Here is a 16,841-nt window from a genome sequence, read left to right as displayed (position 1 = left end):
GTCGGGCCGACACCGGTGTTACTGCCGACAATCGCGGGCAGCTGGCGCATGGGGTCGTGGCGTGTTCGCGCATCGCCTACGCATGCGCCGTGTCCCGCCGCCACCTGTGAGCCGCACGGATGACCCAGAACAACAAGGTCGTATGGAGCGAGGGGCTGTTCCTGCGGCCACAGCACCTGCAGCAACAGGAGCGCTACCTGGAGCGCTACGTCGACCTGCGCGTCGCGCAGCCGCCGTCACGCGCCTGGGGTTTCACCGAACTGGAACTGGAGAGTGACCTGCTGGCGGTCGGCAAGCTCGGCCTGCGTCGTGCGCGCGGGGTGTTCCCCGATGGCACGCCGTTCGCGATGCCAGCCGATGACCCACTGCCGGCCGCACTCGACCTCGATCCCAACGGTCGCGACCAGACGATCTACCTGACCCTGCCGTTGCGCCTGGCATCGCAGGTGGATGTGGGACGTCCTGAATCACCCGGTGATCAGCTGTACCGCTACCGGGTGCGCGAAAGTGAAGCGCTGGATGCATCCGGAAGCGTGGAGGAGCGCGTGCTGATGGAGGTGGGCAGCCTCAACGCGCGCCTGCTGCCCGAATCGCAACCGCAGGAAGGATTGGCCCGGATCGCGGTGGCGCACGTGGTGGAAACCCGGGCGGATCGCCGCGTGGTGCTCGACGAGGCCTTCATTCCCAGCGTGGCGTCCAGTGCGTCGTCGCCGCGACTGGCAACCTTCCTGGTCGAACTGCTGGGTCTGTTGCATCAGCGCGGTGAGGCGCTGGCGGCGCGGGTAGCGGTCACTGATCGCGGTGGCGCTGCGGAGATCGCCGACTTCCTGCTGCTGCAGGTGGTCAATCGCTGGCAACCGGTGCTGTCGCACTGGGCGGCACAGCCACAGCTGCATCCGGAAGCACTGTATCGCGCGCTGCTGGCGCTGGCCGGCGAGCTGAGCACGTTCACCGCAGCCGGGAAACGCCCGCCGGTGTTCGCCCCTTACCGTCACGAAGCGCTGCGCGAGAGCTTCGAACCGATCATTGCGGCCCTGCGTGGCAGCCTCAGCGCGGTGCTGGAACAGACTGCACTGGCGATCCCGGTACAGGAACGCAAGTTCGGGGTATGGGTGGCGGTGATCCCTGATCCCGGCCTGCTGGACAATGCCCAGTTCGTGCTCGCGGTGCGCGCGGACCTGCCCAGCGAGGAACTGCGGCGGCGCCTGCCGTCGACCGCCAAGATTGGTCCCGTCGAGCAGATCCGTGATCTGGTCAATCTGCAGTTGCCGGGCATCGGGCTGGCACCGATGGCGGTGGCACCGCGGCAGATTCCCTACCACGCCGGCCACGTCTACTTCGAGTTCGAAACGCAGTCGCCCTTGTGGCGAGCGCTGCGTGGCGCCGGTGGCCTGGCCCTGCATCTGGGCAACGAGTTTCCCGGTCTGGGTGTGCAGCTGTGGGCGATCCGGGGGTAGCCGATGAACGCACGGGACATGCGCAATCCGCTGATGCAGGATCGGCCCGGCAACCCGCCTGCCGATTCACCGGATTCGCGCGCGGAGATCAGCGAGTTCCTGGGGGACAGCCTCAACCCGCTGGTGCAGGCGGCAACGCCGCTGCTGCTGCTGGCGGTACAGCTGCGCCACAGTGCGCAGGTTCCTGACCTTGCGCGCCTGCGGGAACAGGCCGAGCTGCAGGTCCGGCGTCTGGAGACACGGCTGCGCGAAGCGCGCTATCCGGCCGATGTGGTGATGACCGCACGCTACGTGCTGTGTGCGGTGGTCGACGAAGCCGTGCTCAACGCGCCGTGGGGCGAACGCAGCGGATGGGCCCAGCGCACCCTGCTGACCGCCTTCCACGGTGAATCCTATGGTGGCGCCAAGTTCTTCGTGATCCTTGAACGGCTGCTGCAGGATCCGGGCCGGCATCTGGAACTGCTGGAGCTGCTGTACCTGTGCCTGGCAATGGGATTCGCTGGCCGCTACCAGATCGAGGCCGATGGCAGCCTGCGCCTGTCGGCGATCCAGGACGATCTGTATCGCCGCATCCGCAGTCAGCGTGGCGCACCGCCGGAAGAGCTTTCGCCGCGCTGGCAGGGCGTGGCGGAGCGGACCTGGCGTGGCCGTTGGCATCTGCCGCTGTGGGTCAGCGTGGCGGTTGCAGCCAGCGTGCTGCTGGTGGCGTTCCTGTGGGCGAACGCGCGCTTGAGTGCATTGGCGGCACCCATCAATGCCGAAGCGGCGCGGATGGGCCTGCAGGTCAGCCATGTACCGAACGCAGCCGTGCAGGTACCGGCGCTGGGCCTGAAGCAGCGATTGGCTGCGGAGGAGCGTGCCGGCCTTCTCAGCGTGGACGAAGCCGCTGACGGCAGTGCCCGCATACGACTGAACGCTGCGGCCATGTTCAGTTCGGGAGGTATCGAGCTGGAGGCCGCGCAGCGGCCGCTGTTGGCCGCCATCGCGCGTGCGATCGATCCACTGCGGGGTCGGGTGGTGGTAGTGGGCCATACCGATGACCAACCCGTGCGGTCGGCGCTGTGGAAGGACAACTACGTCCTGTCGGCTGCACGCGCGCGGGCGGTGGCCGATGTGCTGGGCGCCGGCTTGCGCGACCACGCCCGGATCGAGACCGTCGGCGCGGGCGATTCGCAACCACTGGCGACGCCGCCGCAGTTGCCGGCCAACCGTGCACGCAATCGCCGTGTCGACATCCTGTTCCAGCCGGGGGACTGAACCATGCAGGCAATCATGGGCGCGCTGCGCCGGGTGAACTGGGTGGTTGCCGCCGGCGTGTTGCTGCTGGCACTGCTGGTGTGGTTCGGCGGCCCCTGGGTCGCGATTGCCGGACGCGTACCGCTGGCGGGCGTGATGGCGCGGCTGCTGGTGCTGCTGGTACTGGTGCTGACGGTGTTGGGGATCGTGCTGGTGCGCCGCTGGCGCCGGCGCCGCCGCGAGCAGCGCATGGGCGAAGCGCTGCGCCAGGGGGATGACCCGGCGCAACGCCTCGCCAGCGAGCGCAGCCAGCTTGAACGCCGCTTCGAGGAGGCGTTGGCCCTGCTGCGCCGGCGCCGTGGGGGGGGCATCGGCCAGCTGCCGTGGTACCTGCTGATCGGCCCGCCTGGATCGGGCAAGACCACACTGCTGCAGAATTCCGGCCTGCAGTTCCCGCTGGCCGCACGACTTGGCAACGATGCGGTGCGCGGGGTGGGCGGCACCCGCCAGTGCGACTGGTGGTTCACCGATCAGGCCGTGTTCCTCGATACCGCTGGCCGATATACCACCCAGGATTCGGATCGTACGGTGGACGCGGCGGGGTGGCGGGACTTCCTGCAGCTGCTGCGTCGCCACCGCCGCGCGCGCCCATTGAATGGCGTCGTGGTCAGCATGAGCCTGTCCGATCTGCTGCAGCTTGATGCAGGCGAGCGGGAGCAGCATGCACGTGCGATCCGGCAGCGCCTGGATGAGTTGGCCGAGCAGCTGCAGCTGCAGGTGCCGGTCTACCTGGTGCTGACCAAGTGCGATCTGCTGGCGGGGTTCGGCGAGTTCTTCGACGACCTGGGTGCAGACCTGCGCAGCCAGGTCTGGGGCACCACCTTCCCGTTGCAGAAGACGCTCGATGGCAGCGCGGCGCGCAGTTTCGCCGATGCCTATGCGCGACTGCTGGACCGGCTCAATGCGCGGGTACTGCAACGCCTGCACGATGAGCGCGAACGTGGCCGCCGCGCGGCGCTGCTCGCGTTCCCGCCGCAGTTCGCCGCTCTGGGCGAGAGCGCGCGGCAGTTCATCGAGTCCGCCTTCGCAGGGCATGCCTACGCACCCGCACCCTTGCTGCGGGGGGTGTACTTCACTTCAGGTACGCAGGAAGGCACGCCGATCGACCGCATGCTCGGTGCGGTGGCACGCAGCTTCGGCCTGGATGCAGCACGCGCGCCTGCGCCTTCGGCTGCACCACGGACCTTCTTCGTCGAGCGGCTGCTGCGCGAAGTGGTGCTGCCCGAGCACGGACTGGCCGGCTTCCAGCCGCAGGCCCAGCGCCGTCGTCGGCGCTGGCACTGGGCCGCCCAGGCTGCCGTGCTGGTGGTGTCTGCAGGAGGGCTGGCGGCGATGGCAGCCAGTTACCAGGGCAACCGTGACTACCTGCTGCAGGCGCGGCAGGCGATGCAGCAGCGCCCGCAGACGCCGGATCCGGGCGCAGCGACCGACCTGCGCGGCTATCTGGAGCGGGCGGTGCAGCGAGGCCAGGCAAGTGCCGCTGCGGTGACGGCTGCTGCCCCCACGCAGCCGGTGCCGTGGCGCATGCGCTGGGGCCTGTACCAGGGGGATGCCGTGCAGCGGACGTTGCGTGAGGCCTACCTGCGCGAACTCAACGCGACGCTGTTGCCTGGTGTGGCCGCGCAGCTGCGCGAGGGTCTTGGCGACAGCGCGTCCGATCCGCAGCGTCTTTACTACTACCTGAAGGGCTACCTGATGCTGGGCGAGCCTGCGCGCCTGCAGCCGACGCAGCTCGGCCTGCTGGCCGGGCTCGACGCACGGCACCGTTTCGGCGGCGACACGGTGCTGGCCGACGCCTATGACACGCAGCTGTCGGCATTGCTGGCTGCGAAGGGGCAGCTGCGCGCGATCCGTCCTGATCCGCTGCGCGTGGAACAGGCGCGCGCCAGCCTGCGTGCAGCGGAACTGGCGACGCTGGTCTACAGCGACCTGAGCCTGCAGGCCCGTGCGCAGCCTGCCACGCTGCGCCTGGACAAGGCGCTGGGCCTGCAGGCCGACGCGTTCGAGCGGCGTAGTGGCGTACCGTTGTCGTCGCCGTGGCCGGCGCTTTACACGCAACCCGTGTTTGCCCAGCTTGCCCGCGAAGGCGTGGACGACGCCGTTGCGCGCTTCGTTGCCGATGACTGGGTGCTTGGCCCACAACGGATCGACGCATTGGCGCGGGCGCGGCTGGTACAGCAGGTCCTGCGTCACTATGAGCGTGACTACATCCGGGCCTGGGATGAACTGCTGGCCGACCTGCAGTTGCGACCCGGTGCCGATGATACGGAGGCTTCCGCCCAGCTGGCACGCATTGCAGGCCCGACCTCGCCGCTGCGCCTGCTGCTGGTGCTGCTGCGCGATCAGACCCAGGATCTGCTGCGTGTGCCCGCCGGCAATGCGGCCCGTGCAACGGCAGATGCCGCGAAGGCCAAGGTAGGTGCGGCGGCGCTGGCCAGGGCAGGGGCCGGCGGCGCTGCGCTGCAGGCTGCACTGGCACCGGCCGTGGGGGAGGCGGCCGCACGCCCTGCCGGAGCAGCGATCAGCGATCACTTCGCCGCACTGGCCCAACTGTGTGCGGGCGCTCCCGGCGCGACGCCGCTTGACCAGGCCCTGGCCAGCTTCGCGCAACTGGGCGAGCGGTTGCTGGCGCCCCCTGCGGCGGGCTCGGTTGATACCCGACTGCAGCAGGCCAGGCAGCAGGCCGCGCAGCTGCCTCCACCTGTTTCGACCTGGTTGCTGGCGCTGACCGGCCAGAGCGCCGCAGCCATCGGCGCGCAGGACCAGGCCGTGCTCGACGAGCGTGTCGCCACCAGCGTGGGCCAGGTCTGTGGTGAATTCACCGGTCACCGTTATCCATTCGATCGCAGTGCCAGCGAGGACACGCCGCTGCAGAATTTCGCCGAACTGTTCGGCAACGGCGGGCGTTTTGATGGCCTGTTCCGGCAGACCCTGGCGCCGCTGCTCGATACGCGTACGCCCACCTGGCGGTGGAAAGAGGTTGCCCCCCCCGGCAGTGACCCGGCGCTGCCGGCGCGCATGCAGCTGGCCGATGCGATCCGCCAGAAATACTTCCGTGGCGGCGAACAGCCGCTGGTCGAGTTCACCCTGCTGGCACCGCAGCTGGATGAAGGCGTGGCACGGCTGCAGATCGATATCGAGGGACAGACGCTGGACTACACCGCCGGCGCCGTAGCCAGCCTGCCGGTGCGATGGCCGGGCCCGACTCCCGGCCATGTTTCGGTAGCGGCGTTCGACGCAGCCGGCACGCCACTGGGCGCGCTGCAGTTCCAGGGCGACTGGGCACTGTTCCGCGCGTTGCAGGCGGGCATGCTGGAGGCGCGCTCGGATCTGCGCTACGTGCTGCATCTGGACATCGGTGGCCACCCCACGGCGCTGCCGCTGCAGGCCCGCAACCTGCGCCATCCCTTCAATGACGCCGACCTGGCACGGTTCCGCTGTGGCAGCTGATGCATCGTCGCTGGCGCCGGTGGTTGGCTTCCACGGCAAGTTGCCTGGTATCGGCGATTTCGCGCGGCGCCGCCTGTCCGATGCGCTCGTGCAGGCCTGGGATGCGCATGCCAGCCTGCAGTTGTCCCGTCATCCCCAGCTGGCAGGGACGGCTGGCAACGGCTGGTCGTTCGCTCTGGCCGCCGGGCTCTGCGACGTGCAGGGCTGGGCGGGCGTGGTGGCGCCATCGCGTGATCGGGTGGGCCGGGCCTTCCCCTTGCTGCTGGCGTTGCCGCTGACCACTGAGGACCCGATGCAGGCTCCGCTACTTCCCTGTGCGTGCTGGTTCGACGCGCTGCACGCGCTGCAGGCACAGGTGAGGCAGGGCGCGCTGCAGCTGCCGGATGCGCTGGACAGCGCCTGTCACGAACTGCCACGGGCATGGCCGGGACAGGCCGGCCCTGTCGCGTGGCAGACGTGCTGGGCGCAGCGTGGCAGCCTGTGGTGGCGCGACGCGCATGCCCCCAGCGCGCTGCCGGGCCTGCCTGTTGGCGGTGTACTGCCGCACGCGGTCGATGCCCCGTGCATCCTCGAAGAGCGTGCGCCATGAATGCCATGGGTACCCGCTATGCATCGGCCGGCCACACCGACACCGGAAAGGTACGCCGGCTCAACGAGGACGCGATCCTGCTGCGTGACGACGTTGGTCTTTGGGTGGTTGCCGATGGCCTGGGTGGCCACGCCGCTGGTGATTTCGCCAGTGGCCTGATCGTCGAGCGGTTGTCGCGCCTGCCACGGCAGGAGGACGTGGTCGATTTCATCGAGGCCATCGAGGACACGCTGCAGCAGGTCAACCAGGAGCTGCTGCGACGCGCGCATGACCTGCGTGTGGACCTGATCGGCTCGACCGTGGTGGTGCTGGTGCAGGACCGCGATTTCATGCTGTGCGGCTGGGTGGGGGACAGCCGCGCCTATGGCATGGAAGACGGCTGCCTGCGCCAGCTTACCCGTGACCATGTGCACGGCATCAAGGACGACGCCACCCAGTTCGCCGGCTCTGCCGCCGTGGCCGCGCCTGGCACGCTGACCCGGGCTGTCGGCGCGCAGGAGGGCCTGCTGATCGATTGGATCGTTGCCAGCCATGCCGCGGGCACACCGTTCCTGCTGTGCAGCGACGGGGTCAACAAGGAAATCCCCGATGCCGAGCTTGATATGGAGTGCCGTCGCCAGCGCGAGCCACGCGTGCTGCTGGCGCGGCTGTTCGAACTGGCCCTGGGACGCGCCGCCCGCGACAACGTGTCGGCGGTCATCGTGTGCAGGCAGGAGTGAACGACGTGCAAGAGGACACGACCTCCGTGATTGAACTGGTAACCGCCTTCAGCAGGGGAGCGCTGGACCTGCCCGCACTGCTGCGGGCGCTGGCCCGGCATGACCACGTGGCCGATGCCGACTATCGCAACGGCGTGGACACGCTGTGGCGCATGCGCCAGCAGCAGGCGATCGACGAGGTGTCGATGAACACCCTGCTGCAGCGTCTGCAGGATCTGCGCGATGCCAGTGGCAGCACGCTGTCGCGCGATGACGATGCCACCGTGGTCAAGCCCGCACGCAGCGCCGTGCCGGACGAGATGACACGTGTGCAGCCCGGTGAGGATGTCGCGCGCACGGATGCGGCTGCCGAGGGTCGCACCAGCGGTACCGCGTCGCAGAGTTCGAGCCTCTCGGCATGGCAGCAGGTTGCGGCAGCCGCGGGCCAGACAGTGACGGTTGGCAGCCTGTTGAAGGGACGCTTCCAGCTGGAACGCGAACTGGGCCGCGGCGGCATGGGGGTGGTGTACCTGGCCCGCGATGCGCGCAAAGTGGAGGCGCGTGATCGCGACCCCTGGCTGGCGGTGAAGGTGCTCAGCGATGAGTTCCGTCGCCACCCCGATGCGCTGGTGGCACTGCAGCGCGAAGCGCGACGCTCGCAGCAGCTGGGGCACGACAACATCGTGCGCGTGTATGACTTCGACAAGGATGGCGCCATCGTGTTCATGACGATGGAGTACGTCGATGGCCAGGACCTGCGTACGCTGATCCGCGAGCAGGCCTTTGATGGCATGCCGATGGCCCGTGCCTGGCCGCTGATCGAGGGCATGGCCGGCGCACTGCGCCGCGCGCACGCCTCGGGCATCGTCCATTCCGACTTCAAGCCCGGCAACGTGATGGTCACCGCGCAAGGTGTACCGAAGGTGTTCGACTTCGGCATTGCCCGCGCCGGCAAGCATGCGGTGGATGTGGCGGGCGAACAGACCGTGTTCGACGCCGCCTCGCTGGGGGCGCTGACACCGGCGTACGCCAGCCTGGAGATGCTGCGTGGCCAGCCGCCGACACCGGCCGACGATGTCTATGCGCTCGGTTGCGTCTGCTTCGAACTGCTCGGTGGCCGCCATCCCTACGACAAGGCCAGCGCCGAAGTAGCACTGCGCGAGGGTCGGCGCCCGCCTGCGCTGCGCGGCCTTGGGCGACGCCCGTACCGTGCCCTCTGTGCGGCGGTGGCCCTGCCTGCGGACAAACGGCTGGCCAACGTCGATGCACTGCTTGAAGGCCTGCGTCCGCGCAGCTGGCGTGAACGCGTACTGCCGCGGGTGGGCTATGCCTCTGCGGCGGTGGTGGTGCTGGCCGGCGCCGGTGTACTGGTCAACCGCCATGTGCACGAGCAGCGCCTGGCCGAAGTGAGTGCGCGGTTGGGAGCCGATGATCCGCAGCGCTATGAAGACGCCGCGCAGGCCTGGGAAGGTCTTTCCAGTCTCGATCACGAACAGCGTGCCAAACTTCTGCTGGACCACCCGGGACTGATCGAAGGCTTCCTGCTGCGGCGCCTGGATGCGCTGTGGGCGCCCTCCGCCGGCCGCTACGACTACCCGGGGACGCAGGAAGTGTTCGCGCTGCGCGATCGCCTGCGACTGTACTCACCCACGCTCGATGCGCGGCGCGAGCGCCTGCAGGCCGAGCGAGACCAGGCGCTCAACACGCTCGACACCCAGCGCCAGCGGCACATTGCCGAGGGGGATCTGTTCGGCCATGGCAGCGGCAGCCTGTCGGGAGCATTGGCAGCCATCGCCGCGATCGATCCGCGCAATCCGCTGCTGCGTGATCCTGCGCTGGAACAGGCCTATGAACAGGCCATCGCCAGTGCGTTGGGACAGGGTGACACCGCGCAGGCGGAATCACGGTTGCAGCAGGCGCAGCGCAGCTTCCCTGATGCGCTGGGGTTGCGTCTGCAGGCGGCGCAACTGCGGGTGGCATCGCAGCCGGATCTACAGGTGACCGCGCTGCCCGCCACAGTCGCGCAGGCGCGGGAGCGCCTGCAGCAACGCCTGGCCAACCCCAGCGCCGATGCCGCTTGGCAGACCGATGTTGCGGCGGCACTGCAGGTGATCCGGCGCGATGCCGGCGCCGAACTGCCTGCGGCGCAGAACGCGCTGGCCACTGCCGTGGCTGCCATTCTGGGAGGACACCGGGAACCGACGCAGCTACCGGATGACCTTGTGCTGCTCGACTTCGCACGTCGCCAGGCACCGGACACGGCCGCGTTGGCGGCGGCTGCCAGTCAGCTGCAGCAGCGCCAGCAGGCACTGCTGCAGTCGCTGGCCGACAGCCGCAGTGATGCTGCATTGGCTGCGCAGAGTGAATCGCTGCGGCGCGCGATCGCCGCTGGAGACCTGGACAAGGCACAACGCACCTGGCAGCAGCTGCATGTGGTGCAGCCCGATGCCCCGTTCGTGCGTGAGCAGGCGCCCGCACTGCTGGACCAGGCTACCCAGGACCAGGCGGTGCTGCGGCTCGCCCAGGGTGATCCGGCAGCCGCTGACGCACTGCTGGCGCGCGCGCTGCAGGTGATGGGCGCGCGTCCCGTACTGCAGGCGGCACGTGCACGCCTGGACGTGGTGGCGGCGGTACTGGCCGCCAGCACGCAGGCATCGACGAAGGACAGCGAGCGCGAGCGGCTGCGCCAGCAACTCGATGCACAGTACCGCCGTGATCCGCAGGCGATGGAGCGGTTGGAAAAAGCGCTGCGAACGCACGGGCGTCTCAAGGGCGATTCGCTGCAATCGCTGCTGCAGGGAGAGAAGGGCGCGATCGTGGCCGCACAACCGCCACCGGCCTCAGCGGCAACTGCCACTGGCGGCACGCATGCAGCGCGCAATGCACCGCGTCCGCCTGCGGCAACGCCGGTCAGCGCTGCCGTCGCCGCGGCGGCCGATGCGGATGATGCGCCGTTGCCGCCGGTGCCCGACGGCCCCGATCCCTGTGCAGGTCTGGCCGGGCGTGCACAGCCCTGCTACGACGCGCTGACCGATGCCCGTGGGCCGATGCTGGTGGTGGTGCCCGGGGTGTCGGGCGGGCCTGCGTATGCGCTTTCGCGCGGGGAGATCGCGGTGGATGACTTCAACCGGTACTGCCGGGCCAGTGGTCGTTGCAGTGTGCAGCCGGCATCCGGCGAGCAGGGGCGATGGCCCGCACGCAATCTCAGCCTCGCCCAGGCGCAGGGCTACACGCGTTGGCTGACCCGCGCCAGCGGCGGCTGGCGCTACCGCCTGCCGAGCGATGCCGAGTGGCTGCACGCCGCGCAAACGCAGCAACAATGGCGGCAGGCGCCGGACAGCAACTGCATTCCGCCCAGTGCCAGCGCTGGCAGCGGTGTGCCGGTGGGCGTACGTGGCCGCGAGCCGAATCCGTGGGGCCTGGTCAACCTGACCGGCAACGTCTGGGAATGGACCAGCAATGGCAGCGTACGTGGTGGCAGCTACGCCAGCTTCTGGTCGGACTGCACGGTGCAGGCACACCGCGCGCTGGCTGGTGCGGCGCAGCCGGATGTCGGCTTCCGGGTATTGAGGGAGCTGAAGTGAGCGGCTGGGAAGAGCACGCCAACCGCAGCCTGCAGTCGTTGGCCGATGCCCACCAGCGCGGCCAGATCGACCTGCAGGAATACCGCGCTCGGCGCCGTCGGGTGCTGCAGGGCGTGCGTGAACGCTGCCTGCAGACCCAGAGGCACCGGCCTGCGGACCCTGTTGCCGGGGTCTCGCCGGGTCCGACGAACGGTCGCTCACGAAGTGCGCTGGTTCTCATTTTGTATGTCATGCTGACGATGGGGTTGTTGCTGTGCATCTATGTCTTGGCAGTTGGCTGATGGCCACCTGGACGCCAGGGGCGCGTCGCCGTGCCCGGATCTTTCTTTGTCTGTGCCGCCCGGGGAGGGGCCGTACGGAGGACGCGACGCCCCGGCATCCATTGTCATCGGAGGACAGAGCCATGCCATTGAAGCGTTCGTCGTTTGCGTTGCTGCTGTCGGCAGCCCTGCCAGTCGCGGCGATGGCCCAGCAGGTCGAAGGGGGGCCGGCCACCGCGCTGCCCGACATGGCCGCGCGCACCGGCAACCAGACCCTGCAGGTGCGCGGCTTCCGTGCCAGCGACGTTGGTGAGCATCCGCAGCGTGGCATCACGCCTGCGCAGGTGCAGGCCGTGCTGGATGCCTACTTTGCCCGCCTGGCGCATGGCGCAGATGCGGTCGCGATGGACTTTGCGCAGCTCCAGGGGGCGGCCGATGCGGTCACTGCGGCCTATCGCAAGGCGGGCTTCCTGGTCAGCGTCGCCTACCTGCCACCGCAGAAACCCGACGCTGAAGGCCGCATCGAAGTACGCGTGCTGGAAGGGCGCATCGGCAAGGTAGTGGTGCAGGGCAACCAGCGTTACCGCACCCATACGCTCAGCAACGTGGCCGAGCGCCTGCGCGGGCAGCCGCTGCGCCAGGCCGACATCGACAGCGCTCTGCTGTATGCACGTGACCTGCCCGGGGTATCGGTATCTTCGGTACTGCAGCCCGGTGAGAACGTTGGTGAAACCGATCTGGTACTGGTCGCGCGTGAAAGTGGCCGGCCGTACGAGGTCAGTACCAGCGTGGACAATCACGGTACCGAGTTGACCGGGCGCGGGCGCGCCCAGCTGGGCGTTACCTGGAACAGCCCGCTGGGCCTGGGCGATGTATTCGCGGCCAGTGGAACCTATGCGTTCGATCCGCAGGCCAGCCGCGCCGGCGCGCTGTCCTACAGCGTGCCATTGCAGGCGGTGCAGGGACTGTCGGTGCTGGCCGGCGCCAACCGCAGCGAGCTGGAAGTGGACGACGGCATCCTGCGCGGTTTCAAGCTCAAGGGCCCGGCCTCGCAGGCGTATGCCGGCGCCGACTGGAAGTTCATCAACCGCCCCGACCTGCAGGTGACCAGCTCGGCGCGCTATATCCGCGAGAGCTCGCGCTTTGAAGCGCTGGGCCTGGTGCTGTCCAAGCAGAAGTACGACGTGGCCGAGGTGGGCGCCAGCCTGCGCCATAACGATGCGCGCTGGCATGGCATCAACCTGGCACAGTTGAGCGTGCGCCAGTCGCTGCGCGATCGCTCGGCCGACTTCGATGCGATCAACCCGACCCGCGACAGCCGGTTCAACGTGGTGCGCCTGGGCCTGCTGCGGCTGCAGTACCTCAGCCGCAGCCAACGCCTGTTGTTCAAGTTCAATGGCCAGTACAGCAACAACTCGCTGCCGGCGCTGGAGCAGTTCCAGGTGGGTGGCAACGACAGCGTGCGGGGGTATGCGCAGGGCGAGACGCTGGGCGATCGTGGCTGGTACGGAGCGCTGGAGTACCACGTCGATGCGCCGGGTTTCGGCGACGTCGCCTCGCCGTTCCGCGGGGTGCCGTGGCGCGAAGTACTGGAGCTGGACGTGTTCGCCGACCAGGCGCGCGTGTTCGATGTCGATGGGCTGGAGGCACCGGCCGATCTGGCATCGGTGGGAATGGGCGCGACCTTCCGCCTGCGCCAGTGGAAGAACCTCGAACTGCGCGTGGCGGCGGCCAAGCCGACCAGCGCCCTGCGACCGGGTGACGGCCGCGATGTCCGCGTGTATGCGCGGCTTGGCCTGACCTTCTGAGGAGCGACCATGAACCGTATCTACCGACTCGTCTTCAATCCTTCGCTGGGCCAGGTGCAGGTTGCTGCGGAGTTCGCGCGCGGGCCGCGTCGCTGTGTCCCGGGGCGATCACGCGCCGCCTTGTGGCTGGCACCCCTGACCGCGGCGCTGCTGCTGACCGGCAGCCTGCAGGCCACGGCGCAGACCCTGCCACAGAACGGCACCATTACGTCGGGCTCGGGAATCATCAACGTCAATGGCAACACCATGACGGTCACCCAGCAGAGCCAGGCTGCGGTGTTCCAGTGGAGCAGCTTCAGCATCGGCTCCGGCAACACGGTCAGATTCGATCAGGCGGGCTCGAGGTCGACGGCGATCAATCTGGTTACCGGCCCGTCCGCCAGCATCATCAGCGGCCAGCTGCTGTCCAACGGGCAGGTATTCCTGCTCAATCCGGCGGGCATTACGTTCACCGGCACTGCCAGCGTCAACGTGGGTGGGTTGCTGGCCAGCACCTTGATGCCCGGCGCACAGGGGATTCCGCTGGATGGTGGTGTGTTGCCACCCAGTTTCGAATTGGGCGGCACAGGGACCAATGCCGCGGTCAGCAACCTGGGAGGCACGCTGACGGCGACGGCCGGAGGCATCAGCTTGGTCGGCGGTTCGGTGTTCAACAACGGCTACATCGCGGCACCGCTCGGCAATATCGATCTGGCGGCGGCCAGTGCGGTCACCGCGGTGACCGGCGTGTCATCGGCCGGCATGCCAAGCCTGGCGTTCGTCACCACCGCAGCGAGTGGCATGGCAGGAACCGGTATCAGCAACGTCGGTACCCTCAGTGCACGCAACATCAGCATGACGGCGCTGATGGGACCTGGTCTTTCCTCCACCGGCATCAACGCGGGTGGCACGATCATCGCCAATGCGATTGATGGCGCCGACGGCAGCCTCACCATCCGCAGTTCCGCACCGGTGGCGATCAACGATGCCATCATCACGGCCAACGCGATGTCCACGGTGGGATCGGCTGTCATGGGGGGGCCGGTCGCCATCCAGATGACCGGCGGCAGCATCGACGCCACGACCGTGAACTTGAATGGCGGCATCAACGGCGACGTGGTGCTGTCAGGCTCGATCAAGGCAGACTCGATCGGAATCGACGCGAACAACATCACCCAGACCGCGGGTTCGCTGGAGGGCGCGCTGCAACTGGACACGCAGGGCCGAGTGACCCTGGGACAGGCGAGCAATGCCATCAGCCGCGTTGGCGGCCATGTCGGTACCGACCTGACCCTGGCCACCTCGACCAGCCTGGCGAACAGCGGGGCGCTGTCGGTAGGTGGCAATACCACGCTCGACGCAGCTGCGGGCAACATTACCCTGACCCATGCCGGCAACAGTTTCGGCAACCGGGTCAGCGCGAAAGGGGCCGACGTCAGTCTGGTCGGCATCGGTGCACTGAACCTGGGCGATATCGATGCGCGCAGCCTGGATGCGCAGGGCGGCAGCCTTGGCCTGAGCGGTACGATCACCACGTCCGGTGACCAGGCCTATCGGTCCGCAGTGACACTCCAGGGCAACTCGACGCTGCAGGGCGGAACGATCCGGTTCGACGGCACGGTTGATGGCAGCTACTACCTGGGTGTCGCCGCCAGCGGAGTGACCACCTTCCTGGGCGCCATTGGTGGCAGCACTGCATTGCAGGGATTGAATGTCGCCACCGGCAGCGGTGCGCGCTTGTCCGGCGACGTCACCACCCTTGGCATGCTCGCGTTCACCGGTCCGTTGCAGGTATACGGATCGCGCCGCCTGACTTCGCTGGGTGGAAACATGACGCTGGGCGGGGCGGTCGACGGTGACGGTGGCGATTTGAGCCTGAGCGCGCGCCAGCTCACGCTCGCCGGCGCAGTGGGCGCCACCGGACCGGTGGATCGCCTGTACGCCAGTGCCGATACCATCACCCTGGGCAGTCGCATTGCCAGCAGACGCGAGATGCTGCTGCAGGGCGACATCCGGCTGGACGGCAACACGCAGCTGGTCAGCACCAATGATGGCGTCATCACCACCGATGGCATTTCCAGCAACATCGGCAGTGGCTACAACCTGACGATCAGCACCGGCAACCGGATCCAGGTCAACGGCAACATCAGTGCCGCCGATGTCGACATCAGCGGACTGATCTTCAGCGGCCGCGGCATCGTCAGCAAGGGCAACCTCGGCATCGACTCCCGGCTCAATCTGCTCCAGACCGGCAGTTACCAGGTCGATGGCCTGTCCCGGTTCAGCAGCCAGGGAGACATCACACTGACTGATGCAGGCAACCGCTTCAGCGGTGAAGTCGCGCTGCAGGGCGGGAACGCCGAACTTCGCGCAGGCGACCTGCTGCTGGGTAGTACTTCGCTGCAGGGCAGCCTCGGGCTGCATCTCACTGGCGGACTGCAGCAGGCCAGCGGCAGCGCGCTGAACATCGGGGGTACCACCCGCATCGACGCCGGCGGTCCCATCAACCTCGACAGGGCGAACGGCTTGGGCCAGCCGGTCAACCGGTTTGGCGGTGAGGTGTCACTGAAGGGTCGCGGCAGCTACATCTCCGCTGCGGGCACGCTGGCCTTCTCCGATTTCGATGTGGACAGCCTGTTGGCGACGGCGGATGTCGTGCAGCTTCCCGCCAGCGGCAGGAGCATCGGCCTGCAGTACTTCCTGGGCAATGTGGTACTGACCCGCGACAGCGTGCTGGACAGCCAGCTTGGCCAGATCAACTTCCGGGGGCGCATCGATGGTGGGTACGCACTGACGCTCGCGCGCGGGCTCAACGTGGTGTTTGCCGATGACGTGGGCGGCAATCAGGCGCTCGCCAGTCTCGACATCAGTGGTGCGGGTCCGCTCCAGCTCGGCGGCAACATCACGGCCGACGGCGCGATCCGGCTGGGCAACGTCAACCTGGTTTCGAACACCCCCCGGTTGTTCAGCGTTCGCAGCAACAACGGCAACCTGCTGGCGGGTCGTATCGACGGCAGCAGCGATGGCCGCAGCAGCCTGGCGCTCAACGCGCACGGCGCGCTTGAACTGCAGTCCGGTGCGGGTACCACGCCCGGCGCGGGGCTGGCCAATCTCGAACTCAAGGGGGCAAGCGTGATCGCGCAGGCGATCCGCACCAGTGGCCGGCTTGACGTCAGCAGCACCACCGGGTTCACCCAGGGCGGTACGCTCACTGTCGGCGGCGATGCCAGCTTCAGTGCCGGCAGCAGTGGCAACCTGATGCTGGATACAACGGCCAACACCTTTGCCGGCAAGGTCGCGTTGAGCGGCAACCAGGTGCGGATCCGCGCGCAGCCGGGCCTGGCACTGGATGGGGTGACGGCTGCGGCACTGGATGCGGGCAGTGCGGGGGCGCTGTCGTTGGCCAATGCCAATGTTGCCGGCGCTGCGGTCCTTGACGGTACGTCCCTGCTGTTCGACCAGGTGAGCATTGGCGGAGCCCTGCTGGCTACCGCGAGCGCGGGCGACATCCGCCAGGGAAGTGGGAGCCTGGCGATCGGCAACAACAGCCAGCTGACGGCCAGCACCGATATCGTGCTGGGCGGAACCGGCAATCAACTGGGCAGCGCACTGCAGGTACAGGGCCGTGACATCACCCTGTCCAGCAGCACGGCACTGGACGTCCAGCAGCTGCAGGCTGCGCGTGATGCCGTGCTGGCGGGTAACGGCGTGCGGCTCGGG

General features: G+C 68.2%; 9 protein-coding genes. All 9 read left to right on the top strand.

Annotated elements, in window-relative coordinates:
- The first annotated feature begins 119 nt into the window (after positions 1-119).
- Positions 120-1,457, top strand: a complete 1,338-nt coding sequence (gene tssK / locus D5301_RS22665) for a type VI secretion system baseplate subunit TssK (RefSeq protein WP_153856963.1) — start codon at positions 120-122, stop codon at positions 1,455-1,457.
- Between the two features lie 33 nt (positions 1,458-1,490).
- Positions 1,491-2,714 carry a type IVB secretion system protein IcmH/DotU gene (icmH, locus tag D5301_RS22660; protein ID WP_228756496.1) on the top strand — a complete coding sequence of 408 codons (1,224 nt, stop codon included), beginning with the start codon at positions 1,491-1,493 and terminating at the stop codon, positions 2,712-2,714.
- Positions 2,715-2,717: 3 nt separating this feature from the next.
- Positions 2,718-6,203, top strand: coding sequence for a type VI secretion system membrane subunit TssM (tssM, locus tag D5301_RS22655; protein ID WP_110714145.1), 3,486 nt, complete (start codon positions 2,718-2,720; stop codon positions 6,201-6,203).
- Positions 6,193-6,792: a type VI secretion system-associated protein TagF gene (gene tagF, locus D5301_RS22650; protein WP_162622106.1), complete on the top strand. Its 600-nt coding sequence runs from the start codon at positions 6,193-6,195 to the stop codon at positions 6,790-6,792. The genes tssM and tagF overlap by 11 nt, the downstream gene beginning before the upstream one ends.
- A gap of 5 nt (positions 6,793-6,797) precedes the next feature.
- Positions 6,798-7,511, top strand: a complete 714-nt coding sequence (locus tag D5301_RS22645; RefSeq protein ID WP_110714143.1) for a PP2C family serine/threonine-protein phosphatase — start codon at positions 6,798-6,800, stop codon at positions 7,509-7,511.
- Between the two features lie 5 nt (positions 7,512-7,516).
- The gene (locus D5301_RS22640; protein WP_324187380.1) at positions 7,517-11,074 is read left to right on the top strand and encodes a bifunctional serine/threonine-protein kinase/formylglycine-generating enzyme family protein; all 3,558 of its coding nucleotides are present in this window, start codon (positions 7,517-7,519) and stop codon (positions 11,072-11,074) included.
- Positions 11,071-11,355, top strand: coding sequence for a hypothetical protein (locus D5301_RS22635; RefSeq protein WP_153856961.1), 285 nt, complete (start codon positions 11,071-11,073; stop codon positions 11,353-11,355). Before D5301_RS22640 ends, D5301_RS22635 begins: the two co-directional genes overlap by 4 nt.
- Positions 11,356-11,537: 182 nt before the next feature.
- Positions 11,538-13,142: a ShlB/FhaC/HecB family hemolysin secretion/activation protein gene (locus D5301_RS22630; protein ID WP_228756495.1), complete on the top strand. Its 1,605-nt coding sequence runs from the start codon at positions 11,538-11,540 to the stop codon at positions 13,140-13,142.
- Positions 13,143-13,151: 9 nt separating this feature from the next.
- The coding region (locus tag D5301_RS22625) for a filamentous hemagglutinin N-terminal domain-containing protein (protein WP_153856960.1) at positions 13,152-16,841 on the top strand (3,690 nt) is incomplete at its 3' end.

Source organism: Stenotrophomonas sp. MH181796 (assembly GCF_009659995.1).
Lineage (GTDB): Bacteria > Pseudomonadota > Gammaproteobacteria > Xanthomonadales > Xanthomonadaceae > Stenotrophomonas > Stenotrophomonas riyadhensis.
Note: the sequence above shows the minus strand (reverse complement) of the source record. Positions and strands in the feature narration are given on the sequence as shown.

Bases quoted from the DNA above. Each gene is read 5' to 3' on its own strand.
- icmH (WP_228756496.1), top strand. From the start codon at position 1,491: ATGCAGGATCGGCCCGGCAACCCGCCTGCCGATTCACCGGATTCGCGC.
- tssK (WP_153856963.1), top strand. From the start codon at position 120: ATGACCCAGAACAACAAGGTCGTATGGAGCGAGGGGCTGTTCCTGCGG.
- D5301_RS22630 (WP_228756495.1), top strand. From the start codon at position 11,538: ATGGCCCAGCAGGTCGAAGGGGGGCCGGCCACCGCGCTGCCCGACATG.
- tssM (WP_110714145.1), top strand. From the start codon at position 2,718: ATGCAGGCAATCATGGGCGCGCTGCGCCGGGTGAACTGGGTGGTTGCC.
- D5301_RS22645 (WP_110714143.1), top strand. From the start codon at position 6,798: ATGGGTACCCGCTATGCATCGGCCGGCCACACCGACACCGGAAAGGTA.